This is a genomic window from Streptomyces sp. NPDC002580 (assembly GCF_042889485.1).
Classification (GTDB): Bacteria; Actinomycetota; Actinomycetes; order Streptomycetales; family Streptomycetaceae; genus Streptomyces.
In genome coordinates this window covers 614432-633558 of the sequence record NZ_JBIAQZ010000004.1, presented here as the reverse complement: position 1 = coordinate 633558, position 19127 = coordinate 614432, and the positions used below count along the sequence as shown (strand labels likewise).

The window sequence follows — 19127 nt, the reverse complement described above, 5'->3', positions numbered from 1 at the left end:
GAACGCGCACCGCTCGGGCACCGTCAAGGGCCTCAGCGCCGAGGTCGGCGCCTCCGTCACCTCCGGAGCCCCCATCTGCGAGATCAAGGACTGAACAAGGGACGAGCGATACGGTCGCAACCGCGTCGTGGCCGTGCGCGGTGGCCGCGGCCATGTCTACGAGGGACGGGGACGAACCATGGGGCACAGGACAGGAACGCGCGTGCGCAAGGGCGTGGCGCCCGTCGTGGACGCGGCGGTGGCGAGCCTCGGGGGCTGCGATCACGTGGACGCGGTCGCGGTGGACCTGGCCCCGGGGACCAGTGCCGCCGACTTCGCCCGGACCGTACTGGTGGGGACACCGGAATGGGTGCACGGGCTGCTGACCGTGCGGGACAAGGTGATGTCGCCGTTCGGGCTGCACGTACAGAAACGCGTCGCCCCCGATGAGATCCGGGTCGAACCCGGAGCGCGGCTGGGCCCCTTCCACGTCCTGGCGGTCTCGGACGACGAGGTGCTCGCCGGCGACGACGACAAGCACCTGGACTTCCGCACCTCCTTCGCCGTCCGAGAGGGGGCCGGGGGCCTGGAGGGCGTCTGCACCACGGTGGTGCGCTTCCACCGGCGCGCCGGGTACCTGTACTTCAAGGCCATCCAGCCGTTCCACAACCTCATCATCCCGAGGGTCGTGGCCCGCGCCCGCTCCTAGCCGGCCGGACCCCTCGGGGACGCGCTCCTGGCTGAACGGATCCCCCGGGGGCGTTCGGCTGCTGGTCGGGCAGGGGAGCTCGGGCGCCGGCCGACACGGTCCGCCTCCCACCCGCCGACGACACGCACGACGAGCGGCTCACGCCATCGGGCGGGGCGCTGGTACGCGTACGTGATCCGCTCGGTGGGGTGGGCGGGGCTCGCCGGCCCGTTCGCCGACGGTTCCGGGCGGTCGTACGGGGCGGCGCCGGCCGTCACCCGATCGGTTCAACCCCCGTGGCGGGTGGCGGGAGGTGGGCGGACGCTCGAACTCCCCGATGCTTCCGGCTCGGGGACGGCCAGCGGCCGACAGCGCATCGAGGTGGTCGAGCATGAGCCAGGACTCTTCGCAGCCTCCGAGTCCTCCGCCCGGCGGCGGCACGGGAGCCCAGCCGAGCGGCGGCGACATGCCGTTGTGGGGAGACCAGTGGTCCGGTGCCGCGCCCGCCGCGGGGGGTCTCGGCCCGCCGCCCTCGGGCAGCAGCGGCTGGGCCTCCGGTGGGGTCACCTTCGCGGGCGTCCTGATGGTGGTGAACGGCTGCCTCCACTTCCTCCAGGGCATCTCCGCGATCGCCAAGGACGATGTCTACGCGCGTGTGAACGACTACATCTACCGCATCAACCTCACCGGCTGGGGCTGGATCCTGCTGATGCTCGGCGTGATCTCCGCCGTCGTCGGCTGGGGAATCCTCAGGGGCGCCGGGTGGGCCCGCCTCACCGGCATCCTGATCGCCTCGCTGAACATGATCTTCCAGTTCATGTTCCTGCCGTACGCGCCGATCTGGGCGATCCTCGTGATCGCCATCGACGTGTTCGTGATCTGGGCGCTCGCCTCCTACCGGCCCGAGGCCCGGCAACCGCGCTGACGTACCCCTTCCGACCCGTCGCCGAGCGGGCGCCGCCGAGAAAGGGCTGCCGCATGCCGTCGAACCCCACGCACCGGACCGAGCGGAACGAGACGCGCCATGGATGACGTGACCGACTGGAGGCGGACCGGTCGACGGTTCGCGCGACAGACTCTCGGGCCGGCGGCCCGTCCGGCCCGCGGCACCTCGGGAACGACCAGCGACCTGGAAGCGTCGTGAGCGGCGACGGAGCGGGCGGCGGTGACGCGCGGGAGATCGCCGAACTGCGCGCCAGGGTCGCCGAGTTGGAGCAGCGGCGGCCCAGGGCCGAGCACCACCGCGTCCGCTCGTTCTTCGCGGTCCTGCTGATTCTCGTCGCGGCGGTGCTCACTCCGCTGAGCGCCGTGTCGGCCTGGACGAGCGACCTGGTCGGGGACACCGACCGGTACGTGGCCACGATGAAGCCGCTCGCCTCCGACCCGGATGTGCAGAACGCCGTCGCGAACCGGGTGACCGGCGAGGTGATGAAGCGTATCGACATCGAGACGCTGCTCTCCTCGGTCGCCCCCGCCGACCGGCCCGCGCTGACCAAGGCACTGGGGCCGCTGAGCGGTCCCATCACCAGTGGTCTCACCGACTTCGTGCACAGCGTGACGCTGAAGTTCGTCAGCAGCGACGCCTTCGCGACCCTGTGGACCGAGCTGAACAGGAGAGCCCACGCCGCCGTCGACAAGGCGCTGACGGGTAAGGGCGGCGGCGCGGTGAAGCTCACCAACGACGCCGTCGTCATCGACCTCGCCCCCGTCATCGAACAGGTCAAGCAGTCCCTCGTCGACCGGGGACTCGGTGTCGCCGCGAAGATCCCCGAGGTGCACACCGACTTCACGGTGATGACCTCCGACTCCATCGGCAAGACCAAGAAGCTCTACCGCCTGCTCGAACTCGTCGGGTTCTGGCTTCCGGTCCTGACCCTCCTGCTGGCGGCCGGCGGTGTGCTGCTCGCCGTCCGCAGACGCCGTGCCCTCGTCACGGCGGCGCTCGCCGTGGCCGCGGGTGCCGCGGTCCTCGGCATCGCGCTCTGGATCTTCCGGGAGATCTATCTCGACGGCCTGCCGTCGAACGTCTCCCAGCCCGCCGCGGGGGCGGTCTTCGACACCCTGGTGCGCTACCTGCGGACGACCGTACGCATGGTGATCACCCTCGGCATCATCGTGGCCCTTGCGGCCTGGCTCACCGGCAGCGGCCGGGCGGCCTCGCGGGTCCTGGCGGCCTGGACCGGCGGTATCGGCGCCGTGCGCCACGCGACCGGGTTCGAGCTGGGAGCGGTCGGGGCGTGGGTGCACCGGGCCAAGACCTGGCTGAACTGGACCGTGGTCGCGGTCGCCGCCGTCATCCTGCTGACCTGGAGCTACCCCACGGCCGCCGTGACCGTCTGGATCGCCGTGCTGGCCCTGCTGGCCCTGGCCGTGGTCGAGTTCCTCGACGACGACGGCACCCCCCACCTGACCGACGCTCCCGACGGCCCGGCCGCCGGACCGATGGCCAAGAGTCCGGCCTGAGAGACGGCCGGGGGTCGGGCCCGGGCGGTGGCCGGAAGCCGCCGCCCGGACGGCTCCGGCCCCACCCGCGGACGAGCGTCCGGCCCGGCCCACGACCACGCGGCCGGGCCGGTCGCACGACCGCCGCCGCGCGACCGGAACACACCTGACAGATCGCCAACGGCGGGCTATGCTCCCCGCGATGATGACTCCCTCCGAAAACAGATCGGGGGACCCGTCCGCGCAAGGTGAGTGCTGATGCTCACTCGAACCGCGTACGAGGACTCCCTCCTCGCCTTCTGGCCGCGCGTGCGGGACTACGCCGTGCCGCCCACCATGATCGAGACCGCGACCGCCCGCCGCCGTCGCGGGGACTGGGCCGGGGCCTGCGCCGCCGCGGGATTCGACGTCGACCTCGATCTGCGCTCGTCGGCCCGCGCGTACGGTCGCGAACTCGTGGCCCGGATCCGGGCCGATCTACGCCACCTGGCTCCCGACCTGCTGCGCTGGCACCTGCCCAGGGTCGCCCCCGACGGACTGCTGCGTCCCGGCCTCACCCTCACCCTGGCCCGCTACGGCGACGCCGGGCGGGACGGCGGACACCCGGTGCACCTCGTGGTCCGCACCCCGCCCGCCTGGGCGGACGGCGGCCAGCGGGTCAGCCTCGCCCTGTGGGCCGGACCCCACGGCGGAGCCCGCTCCGGTACGTCCGTCGACCCCGGCGCCCGTGGGCATCCCCATCCTCGGCCCAGCCGGCGGTACCGCCTCGATCTGCACCGTCACCTGTGGGACGCGCGCAGGACCGATGAGCTGCGGTTCAGGTCCGGGGCCGACCGTCCGCCGGACGACACCGGTCCCTCGGGCCTGGATCCCACGGACCTGGATCCCTCGGACCTGGATCCCTCGGGCCTCGTGCCCCGGGACCTCGGCTGCGCCGTCGACCGGTGGGCGGCCGAGGCCGGGATCCTGCTCCGTGACGAGGGGCGTACGACCGGCACCGTCGCCGTGCGGATCGGGTCCCGGCAGCGGCTGCTCCTGGACCTGGCGGCCGACCCGGCGGGCCTCGAGGCGACCGTCCCACGGATCACGCGGGCGCCCGACGGCGGCGGCGTCTCCGCGCTGCCGGTCCTGCCCGACGCCGCGACCTGGGTCCTGCCCGACCTGGAACTGCTCCGTGCCGGAGCGATCGAGGCCGGGCGGCTGCATCCGCTGGTGGCCTCGGCACTGGTGCCGGACCACGTACCGGCCGCGTCCGCCCGGACTCCGGATCCGGCGGGGCAGCCGCGCTTCGTGGAGTGCCGGGGAGCCCGGCACCGGATCGGTCTGGTCGACGGTGTCCTCGCGCCGCTCGACCACGATCCGGCCGAGATCCGCCGGGAGGAGCTGCTGGTCGCACTGACCGGGACGCCGCTTCCCTGCCTTCGGGCCATCGACGAGGCGCACCGCCGGCCGCACTGCCTCAGCGGTGTCCGCGAACGCCTGCACCACGGCGACACCACCGGTGCGCTGGCCGTCGTCGAGGGGCTCCTGGGCCCCGACGCGGTACTGCGGAGCGGCGCCCTGCAGGACGAACTCCGGGCGGCGGCGCGGCGGCGCCTCGCGTACGGACTCTTCAGAGCGGGCCTGACCGGTGCCGTACCGGGTCGCGGCCTCCAAGGGCCAGAACGTCCCCGGAGCCACCGCTCCCACCCACGCCACACGACGCCCCGCTGAACCGTCGCCTGACCGCCTGACCGCCTGACGCCTGACGCCTGACGCCTGACGCCTGATGGCTTGAGCGGCCGACCCGCCGACCCGCCGACCCGGCTGATCCGCCGACCGACCGACAGGCCGACTGATCCACCGACCCGGTTGCCCGGCTGACCCGCTGTTCCTCAGGTCCAGTGATCCGCGGCGCCCAAAAACCTTGCTCTAAAAGCCGGTTGGCCGCTCTCGGGGCTCTCCTGTCCCAGCACACGCGGCCACCACGAACCCAAAGGTGATCACCCATGCCCACGTTGACCCCGTCCGCCGAGACCGAGCCCCGGACCGAGTCCGAAAAGGAGACCGAAACGGAGACCAAGTCCGCGGCCGTCGCCGGTGCAGACACCGCGACCGGCATCTCCGCCGACCCGACCGAAGCCGACCAACTAGACGTCGCCGACGCGCTGTTGACCCTGCTCCGCGACACCGACACCGAGGCGCGCCCCGACAGTCAGCTGGAGGCCCTGACCCTCGCCGTCGCGGCCGACCTGCCCGTCCTGCTGTGGGGCGAGCCGGGGATCGGCAAGACCGCGGCCCTGACCCAGCTCGCCGAGACCCTGGACCTGCCCCTGACCACGGTGATCGCCAGTGTCCACGAGCCGTCCGACTTCTCCGGCTTGCCCGTCCTCGGTGACGATCCCGCCGAACAGGGCGTTCCCATGGCCCCGCCGGACTGGGCGGTACGACTCGTACGCGCGGGCCGGGGACTGCTGTTCCTGGACGAACTGTCCACCGCGCCCCCGGCCGTTCAGGCCGCGTTGCTCCGGCTCGTCCTGGAGCGGCGGATCGGCACCCTCCGACTGCCGCCCGGCGTGCGGATCGTGGCGGCCGCGAACCCGCGCTCCTCCGCGGCCGACGGCTGGGAACTGAGCCCGCCGCTCGCCAACCGGTTCGTCCACCTCCAGTGGGTCCACGATCACGAGGTCGTCGTCCGCGGCCTCGGGGGCACCTGGCCGCGCGCCACCCTGCCACGGCTCGACGCGCGGAAACTGCCGGAGGCCGTGGACTTCGCCCGCCGCGCGGTGTGCGGTCTCCTCGCAGCCCGCCCCGGACTCGTGCACCGGCTGCCCAGTGGCGAGACCCGCCGGGGCGGCGCCTGGCCCTCCCCCCGGAGCTGGGAGACGACGCTGCGTCTGGTGGCCTTCGCGACGGCCGCCGACTCCTCACGGGAAGTGCTCTCCCTGCTGGTGCGCGGCACGGTGGGGGACGGTCCGGGACTGGAACTGCTGGCGAGTCTGGACCGGATGGACCTGCCCGATCCCGAGACGCTGCTCGCCGACCCGGCCGGGGCCGTCCTGCCCGAGCGGGGGGATCTGCGCCAGGCGGTCCTGGACGGTGTCGTGGCCGCCGTCCGCGGACGTCCCGAGAAGGCCCGCTGGGACGCGGCCTGGGCCCTGCTGGTCAGGGCGCTGGACACCGGCGCCCCCGACCTGGTCGTCGTTCCGGCGACCACGCTCGCGACGCTGCGACGGGAGGACTGGGACGTGCCGGCCTCCATCGAGCGGCTGGCCGGAGCGGTGACCCTGTCCCGGCGGGCGGACGACGCGGCGGTCCGCTCCCCGCTCGCCGCGAAGGCGGCACGATGACGGCGGCCGCACCGGGGGGCCTGGACCTCGAAAAGCTCTTCGCGGCCCGTCTGTACGCCGCACGGGCCCGGCCCTACCTGGCGACGGCGCTCTTCGCCCTGCACACCGTCGAGTCGCGGTGGGTGCCGACGATGGCCGTGGACCGGCACTGGCGCTGCTACGTCTCGCCGGGGTTCGTGGACAGCGCCTCCGTCGAGGACCTGGCAGGCGTCTGGGTGCACGAGGTGTCGCACCTGCTGCGCGACCACCACGGCCGCAGCGAACGGGTCGCCCGCGAGCGCGGACTCAGCGGCCCGGGGGAGCGGTTGCGGATGAACATCGCCGCGGACTGCGAGATCAACGACGACGCGTTCGGCGACGGGCTCGCCCGGCCCGCGGGCGCCGTCACGCCGGAGTCGCTGCACCTGCCCCGGGGCGAACTCATGGAGGAGTACCTCACCCGGTTCCGGCTCGGGCCGCGGACGCAGGACCTGGCCTGGCTGGACTGCGGCAGCGGCGCCGACGGACGCGAACGGGAGTGGGACCTCGGGCCGGACGGCGCGCACGGCCTCAGCGCGCAGGAACGCGACGCGGTCCGGTTCCGGGTGGCGCAGGGCATCAAGGCCCGCCCCGGGAAGAGCCCTCGGGGCTGGCGGCGGTGGGCGGAGGAGGCCTTCCATCCGCCGCAGCCGTGGCGGGAGTTGCTGGGGGCCGCGGTCCGCTCGGCGGCCTCGGGACCCGGCGTGGGGGAGGACTACACGTACGGACGGCCGTCACGGCGGGCGGCCTGCCTGCCCGGCGTCGTCCTGCCGAGCCTGCGTCGCAGACCGCCCCGGGTCTCGGTGGTCATCGACACCTCCGGGTCCGTCAGCGACGCGGAGTTGGGCAGCGCACTGCTGGAGGTCTCCGCCATCTCCCGTGCCGTGGGCGGCCGTCGCGATCTGATCAGCGTGGTGTCGTGCGACTCGGCGGCCCGGATCGCCCACCCGCTGTGCCGTGCCGAGGGCATTCGGCTGACGGGCGGCGGCGGTACCGATCTGCGCTCGGGATTCGCCGCGGCCCTGCGGGCGCAGCCGCGTCCCGATGTCGTCGTGGTCCTCACCGACGGCCAGACCCCCTGGCCGGACGCCCGACCGCCGTGCCGGACGGTGGTCGGCCTCTTCTCCCGTCAGGGGACGGACAGTTCATGGGACGAGAACGACCCCGACTACGTGCCGGACGCACCGCCCGGGTGGGCCCGCGTGGTCGAGATCGGACCGGCGGCCCCAGGGGGCCGGTGAGCCGCCCGGGGACCGGTCCGGCGGCAGGGCCGAACCTCACACGCTGTATCCCCCGTCCACACCCAGCGCCTGTCCGGTGATGAATCCCGCGCGGTCCGAGGCCAGGAAGGCGACGGCCTCGGCGATGTCCCTCGCGCTGCCGAAGCGGCGCAGCGGGATGTTCCGGCGGGCGATCTCCAGGGCCGCGTCGTCGAGTTCGCCGGAATCGATCAGACGGGCGGCGATGCCGTCGGTCAGCATGCCGGGCCCGACGCAGTTCACCCGGACGCCGTAGCGGCCCTCCTCGGCGGCCAGGGCGCGCGCCACCGCCTCGACCGCTCCCTTGGTGCCCGAGGAGAGTCCGTCGCGGACGGGGAACCGACGGGTGGCCACGGTGGTGACGGCCACGACGCTTCCCCGGCTCTCCCGGAGCAGGGGAAGCGCGGGGTGCACGAGATTGAAGAACGCCCCCGCGTCCGCGTCGAGCTGGGCCCGGTACCGGCTCGGTGTGACCTTGCTCAGATGCACCATCGGCACATGCGGGCCAGCCGCGTACACGAGGGTGTGCAGGCCGCCGAACGCCGCGGCCGTCTCGCTCACGGTGGTGGCGACGGCGCGCTCCTCGCTCAAGTCGAGCCGTACCGCACGGACCTGGCGCCCACTCCGCCGGACCTCCGAGGCCAGCGAGTCCGCCGCGTCCCCACGGGAGCGGTACGTGAACGCCACGTCGCTGCCCCGTTCGGCCAGCATCCGGACGATCTCGGTGCCGATGCCACCGGTTCCGCCGGCGACGAGCGCGACACCCTTCCTGCTCGAGTAGTCCGTCCGGCGCGAGAAGTCCGACGTCTCCGACATCACAGTCCCAGGGAAGCGGCGATGGTGACCTTCAGGGCTTCGCCGACCCCGGCGGGGTTCCGGGGGTGCGCACGTCCTCGTACGACCGGGCGGCGATGGGGTATTCCAGCACGGGTCCGTCCCCGCCGAACAGGTGCGCGCGCGGATCCGCGGTGCGCGGCCGTCCCCCGGACCGCACACGGACGGCCGCGCGCCGTCGGCGCCCGTCGTCCCACCGGCAGGTCAGGCGTTCGACAACGACACCTCGGTGGACTTGATGAGCGCGACGACCTCGGAGCCCGCCGCGAGACCCAGTGCGGTGACGGCGTCCCTGGTGATCGCGGAGGTCAGCTCGCCGCCCGCGACCTGGATCTTGACCCGGGCCATGGCACCTCCGGAGGCCACGTCGGTGACCGTGCCCGGCAACTGGTTGCGGATGCTCAGCCCGGTGACGGGAGCGGTCGCCAGGGACACCTCCGTCGACTTGATCAGGGCTCGCACGGCGGACCCGGACGTCAGGCCGAGTTCCTGTACGGCCTCCAGGGTGACGGCCGCGGTGATCTCCTGGCCGGTGTCCAGACGGACCTTCACCGTCGCCATCACCTCACCGGGGGTGACGGATGTGACGGTGCCGGGGAGTTGGTTGCGGATGCTCAGGCTCATGGGGAGGTCTCGCTCGCTGTGGGGCGTGATGGATATGGGTGGTTACGCGTAGCTTGCCGTACGCCTCGGTCCACCGTCCGCGGGGCGGCCCGTGTCGCTGTTGAGCCGAACGGGTGACCATGCGTAAGAATTGCCCGGTGCAGACAACGAGTGCGAGCCAGGACGGGGTGGATCGATGAGCGGCCACGACGTCACCGATGAACAGTGGGAAGGGCTCGCCCAGGTCGTTCCGTTGCGCGGCCGGGACGCCTGGCCCTCGGCGGTCCGCCACCGGTCGATCCCCGAGGCGGAGACGGAGACGCGGCGCCGCTTCGTGGTCCTGCGGGTCAACGTGTTCGCGGACGCCCGCGACGTCGCCGAGACGCTGATGTCCGGCATCCCCGTCCTCCTCGACCTGACCGGCGCGGAGACCGATGTCGCCAAGCGGGTCCTGGACTTCAGTACGGGCGTGGTCTTCGGCCTGGCGAGCGGCATGCACCGGGTCGACCGGAACGTGTTCCTGCTGACACCGCCCGGGACCGAGGTGCGCGGGCTGATGGAGGGCGTGGGCGTCCCCGGACCCTGAGTCCGGGCGGGCCGTCCGGGGAGTTCTTGTCAGGGGCGGCGCGGTCCGTCCCCCGATCGTAGGAAGGTCCCCCTGGTTCGACGGTCCGCCCCGCGGTGGAGGCCTACGGTCCGCATATGACCCTGTCCTCGCCGGAAGCCCCCACGACTCCGGACGCTGCCCCGACTCCGGAAACCCGCACGGCCGCGGAGGCCCCTCTTGGCCGTCCGGGCGTCACCGAGCTGCGGCTCGCCGCCTTCGCCGCCCATCGCCGTGTCCGGTTCCCGCTCGGACCGCTCACCCTGGTCACCGGCCCCAGCGGCAGCGGAAAAACGGCTGTCCTGCGGGCGTACGAGGCGCTCGCGCGGCTCAGCGCCGGAGCCGAACTCGGGGAGGTGTTCCCGGACCCCGTCACCTGCGTGCCCGAGCGGTCCCGGCCCGACGCGCAGCACCGCCGCGGCTTCCGCATCGGCTGTACGGTGGACGGCCCCGAAGGCCCGGTCCGGCTCGATGTCGCCGTCCAGGCCGAACCCGAACTGCGCATCGTGGGCGAGCGGTTGTCGGCGGGCGGGCGGACCCTGCTGGAAACGGCGCTGCGCGACCCGGGCCGCCCCTTCGTCCAGGCGGCCTGGCACACCGGAGGCGCCTCCGCGGTGACCCGGGTCCCACTCCCCGACGACCGCCTCGGCACCGCGCTGCTGCCCCTGCGCGTCGCGGGCCGCACCTCCGGTGAGTGCCAAGTCCTCGCGGCGGCCGAGCAGATGGTGCTCGCGCTGCGTTCCGTGTACGTCTGCGACCCGAGCCCGGACTCCATGCGGGCCCCCGCCCCGCTCGGCTCCGGCCGGCTGTCGCGCGGCTGCGGCAATCTCGCCGAAGTGCTGTGGCGTACGCGGTCGGAGTGCGGCCACCGCTACGCGCATCTGGTCGGCGCGGCCCGCGCCGGCTGCGCGGGCCCGGTCACGGACGTGCTGGCCGAGGTGCTGGGCGACGGCACCGTCCGGGCGCTCCTCGACCGCGGTGACGGCGTCCGTACGCCGCTCGGGCTGCTGGGGGACGGCGAGTTGCGGTACCTCGCGCTGGTCCTGGTCCTGCTCACCGGGCCCGGCGTCCTCGACGTGGATCCGGCGGGCGAGGTCCCGGCCGCGTTCCAGTCGCTGACGGTCCTGGCCGACGGCTTCGACCGTGGGCTGGACGCCCGGCAGGCCGGAGAGCTCGTGCGGCTCGCGGCGCGGATGTGCGAGCGCGGACACATCCGGCTGGTGGGTACCGTCGGCGACGGGGCCCACGCCTACGGGACGGCCGGAGCCACGGTGGTAGACCTGACGCCGTGAGTGAACTGGACGTAGCGACGCTGCAGCGCAGACTGGCCGAGTTCGCGGCCGTGCGGAACTGGCAGCCGTACCACACCCCCAAGAACCTGGTCGCCGCGCTGAGCGTGGAGGCCTCCGAACTCGTCGAGATCTTCCAGTGGTTGACACCGGAGGAGTCGGCCCGCGTCATGGACGACACGGACACCGCGCACCGGGTCACGGACGAGGTCGCGGACGTCCTCGCGTATCTGCTCCAGTTCTGCGAAGTGCTGGGGATCGACCCGCTCGCCGCCCTCGACGCGAAGATCGACCGGAACGAGCGGAGGTTCCCGGCACCGAAGAACCCCTGACGGCGGGACCACCGCGCGCCGCGAAATCGGAACCCGTCACTCTACGGAGTCGATGAGTTGTCCCGATGTAATTCTGTGTCCACAGATTTCGGTCTTCCTCTGGCTTTTCGTCTCAAGGGACTTCACTCTGGGTAGTGAACAAGGGAGTTCGGGCGGACGTGCGAGAGCGCGTCGGACAGACGGGGGCAGCGCATGGAAGCGGTGCGGCTCATCGTGGCGAGCAGACGTGCCCTGGCCGAGAGCGGCGACGCCCCGGAGGTCATGGCGGAGGCGTGGCAGGCGCATTCCCTGGCCCAGGCGATCGGCAGTCGGCTGGCCGTCTCCGGACCTCCCGAACTCCGGGGCGAGGCCCTCGGTCTGACCGAACTGGCGGGCCGTGGCTGCGGAGTCCTCGGCACCTCCGCCCAGGGGCTCGACGCGTTACGCGCCGCCCAGCTCACCGAGTTGGGCGACGCGCGTGAATCCCTGCTCTGCCTCGGCGGCCTGCTGGGCGAGGTCGGGATCGCCCTGGTCGGCACCGCCTGCGCGGCCGACGACGAGGGGACCTACTGGCAGTGCATGGAGGCGATCGACGCGGCGGACGAGTCCCGGGACCGCGTCCTGGAGATGCTGAGACGCCTGGCGGTACGAGACGAGAAGCGGTTGGTCGAGCGGGATCCGGCGCCGGGGTAGGGAGGGGGAGGGACGAGGGTCCGCATGCCACGGCGCGGGAGAGCGGGTCAGCCGAGCTGGGGGGCCACCTCGGAGGCGATCAGCTCCAGTTGGTCCAGGTCGTCGAGGTCGAGCATCTGGAGATACATCCGCTGCGAGCCGACCGCCGCGTACCGGGCGATCCGCTCGACGACCTCGGCGGGGGAGCCCGCGAGCCCGTTGGCCTTCAGCTCGTCGACATCGCGTCCGATGGCGTCGGCCCGTCGCCTCACCTCGCTGTCCGTCCGGCCGACGCAGGCCACCAGGGCGTTGGAGTACACGAGTTCCCCGGGCTCGCGCCCGGCCTTTCGCGCGGCCGCGCGTACCCGGCCGAACTGCCGCTCGGTGTCCTCGACGGAGGCGAACGGGATGTTGAACTCGTCGGCGTAGCGTGCCGCCAGCGCCGGGGTCCGCCTCGCTCCGTGGCCACCGATCAGGACGGGCACCTTGGCCTGCGCGGGCTTGGGCAGCGCGGGCGAGTCCTTGAGCCGGTAGTACGTCCCGTCGAAGGTGAACCGCTCGCCGATCGGTGTGGACCACAGCCCGGTGACGACGGCGAGTTGCTCCTCCAGCCGGCCGATCTTCTCCTTCGGGAACGGGATGCCGTAGGCGGTGTGCTCGATCTCGTACCAGCCGGCACCCAGGCCCAGTTCCACCCGGCCGCCCGACATCTGGTCGACCTGCGCGACCTGAATGGCGAGGACACCGGGGAGGCGAAAGGTTCCGGCAGTCATCAGGGTGCCCAGGCGGATCCGGTTCGTCTCGCGGGCGAGGCCTGCCAGGGTGATCCAGGCGTCGGTGGGCCCGGGAAGTCCGTCGACGGAACCCATGTGCACGTAGTGATCAGATCGGAAGAAGGCTCCGTATTCGAGGTCCTCGGCGGCCTTGGCGACGCGGAGCAGCGTCTCGTAGGTGGCGCCTTGCTGCGGTTCCGTGAAAACTCGAAGATCCATGTATCCATCATGCACCGGTCACAACAGGCGCCCCGTGTCGAACCGCTGGCGCTCCTTTCCCTATCGGGAAGTATCCGGACGGAGTGCGGACGGGGTGGGGGCGAGGTGCCCGGACCGGCTCCGTGGACGCGACGACCGCCGTGGGCGCCACGAGTTCCGTGAGCCCCCGGACTCCGTGAGCCCCCCCGGACTCCGTGCTCACCGCGTTCACCGTGAACTCCGCGAACTCGCCCGACACCGCCCGGGACCCCCGTCACCCCCGTCACCACCGGGCACCCCCGTCACGGCCCGGCATCGCCCGGCACCTCCGACACCGTCCGCGAGGCGCGCCGCGCGGGCTACTGGTAGCCCGCGAGCTGGGGGTACAGGGCGCTCAGTTCACCGGAGAGGCCGGCCTTGACCTGGCGGGTGATCGCGTCCGCCAGGACTTCGTGGGCGTCCGTCTCGATGCCGTCGAGCGCTTGTCCGGCGACGCTGTGCGAGGTGACCTTGTGGACGTCGAGGTCCGCGCTCAGGTCCGTGTCGACGTAGCCGACGTGCAGCCCGGTGACGTTGATTCCGCGCGGCCGGAGCTCCAGGCGCAGGGCGTTGCTCTGGGACCACAGGGCGGCCTTGGCGGCGCTGTAGGCGTCGGCCCCGGGCAGCGCGAGCCAGGACAGCACCGAGTGCAGGGTCAGGATGTGCCCGCCGCCGTTGCGCTCCAGGGTCGGGACGAACGCCCGGGTGGCCAGGAGGGGTCCGAAGAAGTTGACCTCGAACTCCCTGCGGATGTCCTCGACGGGGGACTCGAGGAAGTTCGAGGGGGCGGTCGAGCCCGCGTTGTTGATCAGGATCGTGACGTCCTGGGCCTGCGCGGCGGCGGCCGTGACGGACGCCGGGTCGGTGACCTCCAGCGCCAGCGGCACCGCGTCGGGGTGGGACACGCTCCGGGGGTCGCGGGCGGTCGCGTAGACCTTCCGGGCGCCGCGCTCGTAGAGGGCCTCCACGAGGGCCTTGCCTATACCGCGACTGCCGCCCGTCACGAGCGCTACCGAACCTTCGATCCTGGTCATGGGCTCATCCTCCTGTAAACCGATCGGTTTCCAAGACCGTAAACCGATCGGTTTCCCCGAAGCGGCCGGAGAACGTAGGCTGGGCGCATGACACGGGCGACACCGGCCGCGACCGCCGGGCCCTCGACCCGCGAACGGCTGCTCGACGCCGCGGCCGAGCTCTTCTACCGCGAGGGCGTCGGTGTCGGTGTCGAGGCGTTGTGCAGACGAGCCGGTGTCTCCAAGCGCTCGATGTACCAGCTGTTCGACAGCAAGGACGGCGTACTCGCGGCGAGCCTGGAGCGCAGCGCACCCGCCCACCAGGCGTTCCTGCTGCCCCCGGCCGACGACCGGCCGCCGCGCGCCCGCGTCCTGCACGTCTTCGAACGGCTCGAAGAGCTCGCCGCCCGCCCGGATTTCCGCGGCTGCCCCTTCGTGGCGACGGCCACGGAGCTGAAGGCGCCGGATCACCCCGCGAGCCTGGTGGCCCGCCGCTGCAAGGACGCGCTGACGGCGTTCTTCCGTGAGGAGGCGGAGCGCTGCGGAGCCGCTGATCCCGAGCTCCTCGCCCGCCAACTGACCGTCGCCTTCGACGGATCGGGCGTCCGGGCCGTCATGCAGGGCGTGGGTCTCGACGGCCTCGCCGTCGCCACCGCCACCGCCCTGCTCGACGGCGCGGGTCTGCTCGACGGCGCGGGCCCGAACGGGCCCGGCGAGGCGCGAGGTCCGGAGCGGCGGACCTCCGGCTGACACCGGCCGTCCGCCCTGCGGGGCGGGCGAAAAACCCGGGGCCCACCTGGGGTGTTCGCTGTACGTTGGGGGGAGCGCGCCGAGGTCGGGCGTCGCCCCTGCGGTCGGCCGCGGCGCGGCGTGGCCACGGCCGCGAGAGCCGGGACGGAGCCAGGAGCGGCGACCGCCGGGGTGCGTTCGCCCACCGCCGTGGCTCATCGGTGTCCGGCCGTCGCGCACCTCCGCGCACCGGCCGGTCGACCCGATCGATTCCCACGGCTCAGAAGACGTTTCGAGGCAGATCACCTGTGTTCCTGACGATCACCACCACCGGTACCCCAGAACGCCCCGCGACCGATCTCGGCTTCCTGCTGCACAAGCATCCCGACAACGCGCAGACGTTCTCCACGTCGTACGGCACGGCCCACGTCCTGTACCCGGAGGCGACCGTCGAGCGGTGCACGGCCGCGCTGCTGCTCGAGGTCGACGCGGTGGCACTGGTCCGGCGGGGCAAGGGCAAGGGCCGCGGCGGCGCCCCCGACGCGGCGCTCGCGCAGTACGTCAACGACCGCCCGTACGCCGCTTCCTCGCTGCTCGCGGTCGCGTTGAGCGCCGTCTTCTCCAGCGCGATGAAGGGACAGTGCACCGCCCGGCCCGAGCTGCCCGCCGAGCCCAGGCCGCTGCGCGTCGAGGTGCCCGCGCTGCCAGCGCGCGGTGGCGTCGCCCTGGTCCGCGGGCTCTTCGAACCGCTGGGCTGGACCGTGACGGCCGAGGCCGTGCCGCTCGACGAGCGGTTCCCGGAGTGGGGCGACTCCCGTTACGTACGCCTGGAGTTGGCGGCGGAGGAGCTGACGCTGGCGGAGGCCCTGCGGCACCTGTACGTGCTCCTCCCGGTGCTCGACGACGCCAAGCACTACTGGGTGTCGTCCGACGAGGTCGACAAGCTGTTGCGGGCGGGCGAGGGCTGGTTGTCGGACCACCCCGAGCAGAAGCTGATCACCAGCCGGTACCTGTCGCGGCGTTGGTCGCTGACGCGCGAGGCGCTGGAGCGCCTCGAACTCGTCCGGCTCGCCGAGACCGACGACTCCGACGTCGCGGAGATCGACAACGCGGTCGACGAGGAGAGCGACACCGAGGAGAAGCCGATACCGCTCGCGGTGCTGCGCCGGGACGCGATCCTCGCCGCGCTGCACACCTCCGGTGCGAGCCGGGTCCTCGACCTCGGCTGCGGACAGGGCCAGTTGGTGCAGGCGCTGCTCAAGGACACCCGGTTCACCGAGATCGTCGGTGTCGACGTGTCGATGCGCGCGCTCACCATCGCCTCCCGCCGGCTCAAGCTGGACCGCATGGGCGAGCGTCAGGCCGCGCGCGTCCAGCTCCTCCAGGGCTCGCTCGCCTACACCGACCGCCGGCTCAAGGGGTACGACGCCGCCGTGCTCAGCGAGGTCATCGAGCACCTCGACCTGCCCCGGCTGCCCGCCCTGGAGTACGCCGTGTTCGGTTCGGCGCGACCCCGGACCGTCCTCGTGACGACGCCGAACGTCGAGTACAACGTCCGCTGGGAGACCCTGCCCGCCGGACACGCCCGGCACGGTGATCACCGTTTCGAATGGACCCGCGAGGAGTTCCGCGCCTGGGCCGGTACCGTCGCCCGACGGCACGGCTACGACGTGGAGTTCACCCCCGTCGGCCTCGACGACCCCGAGGTCGGCCCGCCGACCCAGATGGCCGTCTTCACCCTGGCCACGACCACCCCGACCGCGAAGGAGGAGAAGGCGGCATGAGCGACGAGACCTATCAGGGGCGTGTGCTGCCCGTCACCGACCTCTCCCTCGTGGTGCTGATCGGCGCGTCCGGTTCCGGCAAGTCGACCTTCGCCCGACGGCACTTCAAGCCGACGGAGGTCATCTCCAGCGACTTCTGCCGGGGCCTGGTTGCCGACGACGAGAACGACCAGAGCGTCAGCGGCGACGCCTTCGACGTGCTGCACTACATCGCGGGCAAGCGGCTCGCGGCCGGCCGCCGGACCGTCGTCGACGCGACCAGCGTCCAGCAGGACAGCCGGCGGCAGCTGATCGAACTCGCCCGCAAGCACGACGTGCTGCCCATCGCCATCGTGCTCGACGTTCCCGAGGAGATCTGCGCCGAGCGCAACGCGGCACGCACCGACCGGGCCGAGATGCCGCGCCGTGTCATCCAGCGCCACATCCGCGAACTGCGCCGCTCCCTGCGCCAGTTGGAGCGCGAGGGGTTCCGCAAGGTGCACGTCCTGCGCGGTGTCGCCGACGTGGAGAACGCGTCGGTGGTGACCGAGCGGAGGTTCAACGACCTCACCCACCTCACCGGCCCCTTCGACATCGTCGGCGACATCCACGGCTGCGCCTCGGAACTCGAGACCCTGCTCGGCAAGCTCGGCTACGTCGACGGCGCGCACCCCGAGGGCCGTACCGCCGTCTTCGTCGGCGACCTCGTGGACCGGGGCCCGGACTCGCCCGGCGTGCTGCGCCGGGTGATGTCCATGGTCGGTTCGGGCAACGCCCTGTGCGTGCCCGGCAACCACGAGAACAAGCTCGGCCGCTACCTCAAGGGCCGCAACGTCCAGCACAGCCACGGCCTCGCCGAGACCATCGAGCAGCTGGACCGGGAGGACGACGCGTTCCGGGCCAGCGTCCGGGAGTTCGTCGACGGACTGGTCAGCCACTACGTGCTCGACGGCGGCCGGCTCGTCGTCTGCCACGCCGGCCTGCCCGAGAAGTACCACGGCCGCACCTCGGGCCGGGTGCGCTCGCACGCGCTGTACGGCGACACGACCGGGGAGACCGACGAGTTCGGGCTGCCCGTGCGCTACCCGTGGGCGGAGGACTACCGGGGCCGTGCCGCCGTGGTCTACGGGCACACCCCGGTTCCCACCGCCACCTGGCTCAACAACACGATCTGCCTGGACACCGGTGCCGTCTTCGGCGGCAAGCTCAGCGCGCTGCGCTGGCCGGAGCGCGAGCTCGTCGACGTACCGGCGGAGCGGGTCTGGTACGAGCCGGCCAAGCCGCTGGCGACCGAGGCGCCGGGCGGTCACGAGGGCCGTCCGCTGGACCTCGCGGACGTGCACGGCCGCCGGGTCGTCGAGACCCGGTACGCCGGCCGGGTGGCCGTGCGTGAGGAGAACGCGGCGGCGGCGCTGGAGGTCATGAGCCGCTTCGCGGTGGACCCCCGGCTGCTCCCGTACCTGCCGCCGACCATGGCGCCGACCGCGACCTCGCACGTCGAGGGCTACCTGGAGCACCCCGCCGAGGCGTTCGCCCAGTACAAGGACGACGGGGTCGCCCGGGTCGTGTGCGAGGAGAAGCACATGGGGTCGCGGGCGGTCGCCCTGGTCTGCCGGGACGCGGCCGCGGCGCGCGAGCGGTTCGGTGTCGACGGTCCCACGGGGTCTCTGTACACGCGCACCGGCCGCCCGTTCTTCGACGACGACGCCGTCACCGAGGAGATCCTGCTGCGGCTCCGGGAGGCCGTGACCGCCGCCGGACTGTGGGAGGAACTGGGCACCGACTGGGTTTTGCTCGACGCCGAGCTGATGCCGTGGTCGCTCAAGGCGTCCGGGCTGCTGCGCAGTCAGTACGCCGCTGTCGGCGCCGCGTCCGGAGCGGTGTTCCCCGGAGTGCTGACCGCGCTCGAAGGGGCGGCGGCACGGGGCATCGACGTGGCGGACCTGTTGGGGCGCCAGCGTGAACGGGCCGCGGACGCCGAGGCGTTCACGGACGCGTACCGGCGTTACTGCTGGGCGACGGACGGGCTCGACGGTGTCCGCCTCGCGCCGTTCCAGATCCTGGCCGTCCAGGGCCGGAGCCTCGCCGCGCTGCCGCACGACGAGCAACTCGCCCTGATCGACCGGCTCGTGGAGAACGACGGGACGGGTCTGCTGCACACCACCCGGCGGCTCTTCGTCGACACCGCCGACCCGGAGTCGGTGCGGGCGGGTGTCGACTGGTGGCTGGAGATGACCGGCCGCGGCGGCGAGGGCATGGTCGTGAAGCCGGTCGGCGCGGTGGTGCGCGGTGGTCAGGGGCGGCTGGTGCAGCCCGGCATCAAGTGCCGGGGGCGTGAGTACCTGCGGATCATCTACGGCCCCGAGTACACCCGCCCGGAGAACCTCGCCCGGCTGCGCGGCCGCTTCCTCAACCACAAGCGGTCCCTGGCCCTGCGCGAATACGCGCTCGGCCTCGAAGCGCTGGACCGCCTCGCGGAGGGCGAGCCCCTCTGGCGCGTCCACGAGGCGGTGTTCGGAATCCTCTCCCTGGAATCCGAACCGGTCGACCCCCGCTTGTAGGGGGGCGCCTTCCACCGGTCCCG

General features: G+C 72.7%; 17 protein-coding genes. 13 read left to right on the top strand and 4 right to left on the bottom strand.

The window, feature by feature from the left end:
* The first annotated feature begins 202 nt into the window (after positions 1 to 202).
* The 6 genes from ACFYW7_RS16800 to ACFYW7_RS16775 all read left to right on the top strand — a co-directional run bounded on the left by ACFYW7_RS16800 (position 203) and on the right by ACFYW7_RS16775 (position 7697).
* Complete coding sequence (locus tag ACFYW7_RS16800) at positions 203 to 688, top strand: DUF2867 domain-containing protein (RefSeq protein WP_389502685.1); 486 nt, start codon at positions 203 to 205, stop codon at positions 686 to 688.
* Between the two features lie 370 nt (positions 689 to 1058).
* The gene (locus ACFYW7_RS16795; RefSeq protein ID WP_389502683.1) at positions 1059 to 1592 is read left to right on the top strand and encodes a hypothetical protein; all 534 of its coding nucleotides are present in this window, start codon (positions 1059 to 1061) and stop codon (positions 1590 to 1592) included.
* A 215-nt stretch (positions 1593 to 1807) separates the two neighbouring features.
* A complete protein-coding gene (locus ACFYW7_RS16790) occupies positions 1808 to 3130 on the top strand; it encodes a hypothetical protein (RefSeq protein WP_389502681.1) in 1323 nt (440 codons plus the stop codon).
* A 237-nt stretch (positions 3131 to 3367) separates the two neighbouring features.
* Positions 3368 to 4822, top strand: coding sequence for a hypothetical protein (locus ACFYW7_RS16785; protein ID WP_389502679.1), 1455 nt, complete (start codon positions 3368 to 3370; stop codon positions 4820 to 4822).
* A gap of 275 nt (positions 4823 to 5097) precedes the next feature.
* Positions 5098 to 6438: an AAA family ATPase gene (locus tag ACFYW7_RS16780; RefSeq protein WP_389502678.1), complete on the top strand. Its 1341-nt coding sequence runs from the start codon at positions 5098 to 5100 to the stop codon at positions 6436 to 6438.
* On the top strand, positions 6435 to 7697 hold the full coding sequence (locus ACFYW7_RS16775) for a VWA-like domain-containing protein (protein WP_389502675.1): 1263 nt from the start codon (positions 6435 to 6437) through the stop codon (positions 7695 to 7697). The genes ACFYW7_RS16780 and ACFYW7_RS16775 overlap by 4 nt, the downstream gene beginning before the upstream one ends.
* 36 nt (positions 7698 to 7733) lie before the next feature.
* Here the strand turns inward: ACFYW7_RS16775 and ACFYW7_RS16770 are convergent, their stop codons facing one another.
* Both ACFYW7_RS16770 and ACFYW7_RS16765 read right to left on the bottom strand, forming a co-directional pair.
* Positions 7734 to 8531 carry an SDR family NAD(P)-dependent oxidoreductase gene (locus tag ACFYW7_RS16770; protein ID WP_389502673.1) on the bottom strand — a complete coding sequence of 266 codons (798 nt, stop codon included), beginning with the start codon at positions 8529 to 8531 and terminating at the stop codon, positions 7734 to 7736.
* A 222-nt stretch (positions 8532 to 8753) separates the two neighbouring features.
* On the bottom strand, positions 8754 to 9173 hold the full coding sequence (locus ACFYW7_RS16765) for a molybdopterin-binding protein (RefSeq protein WP_389502671.1): 420 nt from the start codon (positions 9171 to 9173) through the stop codon (positions 8754 to 8756).
* Positions 9174 to 9348: 175 nt separating this feature from the next.
* Between ACFYW7_RS16765 and ACFYW7_RS16760 the strand changes: the two genes are divergently transcribed.
* The 4 genes from ACFYW7_RS16760 (at position 9349) to ACFYW7_RS16745 (ending at position 12049) form a co-directional block, all read left to right on the top strand.
* Positions 9349 to 9738, top strand: coding sequence for a cell division protein SepF (locus ACFYW7_RS16760; RefSeq protein WP_389502669.1), 390 nt, complete (start codon positions 9349 to 9351; stop codon positions 9736 to 9738).
* Positions 9739 to 9854: 116 nt separating this feature from the next.
* Positions 9855 to 11048 carry an AAA family ATPase gene (locus ACFYW7_RS16755; protein WP_389502667.1) on the top strand — a complete coding sequence of 398 codons (1194 nt, stop codon included), beginning with the start codon at positions 9855 to 9857 and terminating at the stop codon, positions 11046 to 11048.
* Positions 11045 to 11377 (top strand): nucleotide pyrophosphohydrolase, encoded by a 333-nt coding sequence (locus ACFYW7_RS16750; RefSeq protein WP_389502665.1) that lies wholly within the window; start codon positions 11045 to 11047, stop codon positions 11375 to 11377. Before ACFYW7_RS16755 ends, ACFYW7_RS16750 begins: the two co-directional genes overlap by 4 nt.
* Before the next feature lie 192 nt (positions 11378 to 11569).
* Positions 11570 to 12049, top strand: a complete 480-nt coding sequence (locus tag ACFYW7_RS16745) for a DUF6099 family protein (protein WP_389502663.1) — start codon at positions 11570 to 11572, stop codon at positions 12047 to 12049.
* A gap of 47 nt (positions 12050 to 12096) precedes the next feature.
* On the opposite strand, the gene ACFYW7_RS16740 is transcribed toward ACFYW7_RS16745, so the two are convergent.
* Positions 12097 to 13020, bottom strand: coding sequence for an LLM class F420-dependent oxidoreductase (locus ACFYW7_RS16740; protein ID WP_389502661.1), 924 nt, complete (start codon positions 13018 to 13020; stop codon positions 12097 to 12099).
* A 338-nt stretch (positions 13021 to 13358) separates the two neighbouring features.
* Positions 13359 to 14072 (bottom strand): SDR family oxidoreductase, encoded by a 714-nt coding sequence (locus ACFYW7_RS16735; RefSeq protein WP_389502659.1) that lies wholly within the window; start codon positions 14070 to 14072, stop codon positions 13359 to 13361.
* An 87-nt stretch (positions 14073 to 14159) separates the two neighbouring features.
* Here ACFYW7_RS16735 and ACFYW7_RS16730 point away from each other — a divergent pair, with 87 nt between their 5' ends.
* The 3 genes from ACFYW7_RS16730 to ACFYW7_RS16720 all read left to right on the top strand — a co-directional run bounded on the left by ACFYW7_RS16730 (position 14160) and on the right by ACFYW7_RS16720 (position 19104).
* Positions 14160 to 14801, top strand: a complete 642-nt coding sequence (locus tag ACFYW7_RS16730; protein ID WP_389502657.1) for a TetR/AcrR family transcriptional regulator — start codon at positions 14160 to 14162, stop codon at positions 14799 to 14801.
* A gap of 287 nt (positions 14802 to 15088) precedes the next feature.
* Entirely contained in the window at positions 15089 to 16564 is a 1476-nt protein-coding gene (locus ACFYW7_RS16725) for a 3' terminal RNA ribose 2'-O-methyltransferase Hen1 (RefSeq protein ID WP_389502655.1), read from the top strand.
* Complete coding sequence (locus ACFYW7_RS16720) at positions 16561 to 19104, top strand: polynucleotide kinase-phosphatase (RefSeq protein ID WP_389502653.1); 2544 nt, start codon at positions 16561 to 16563, stop codon at positions 19102 to 19104. Before ACFYW7_RS16725 ends, ACFYW7_RS16720 begins: the two co-directional genes overlap by 4 nt.
* The last annotated feature ends 23 nt before the right edge of the window (positions 19105 to 19127 follow it).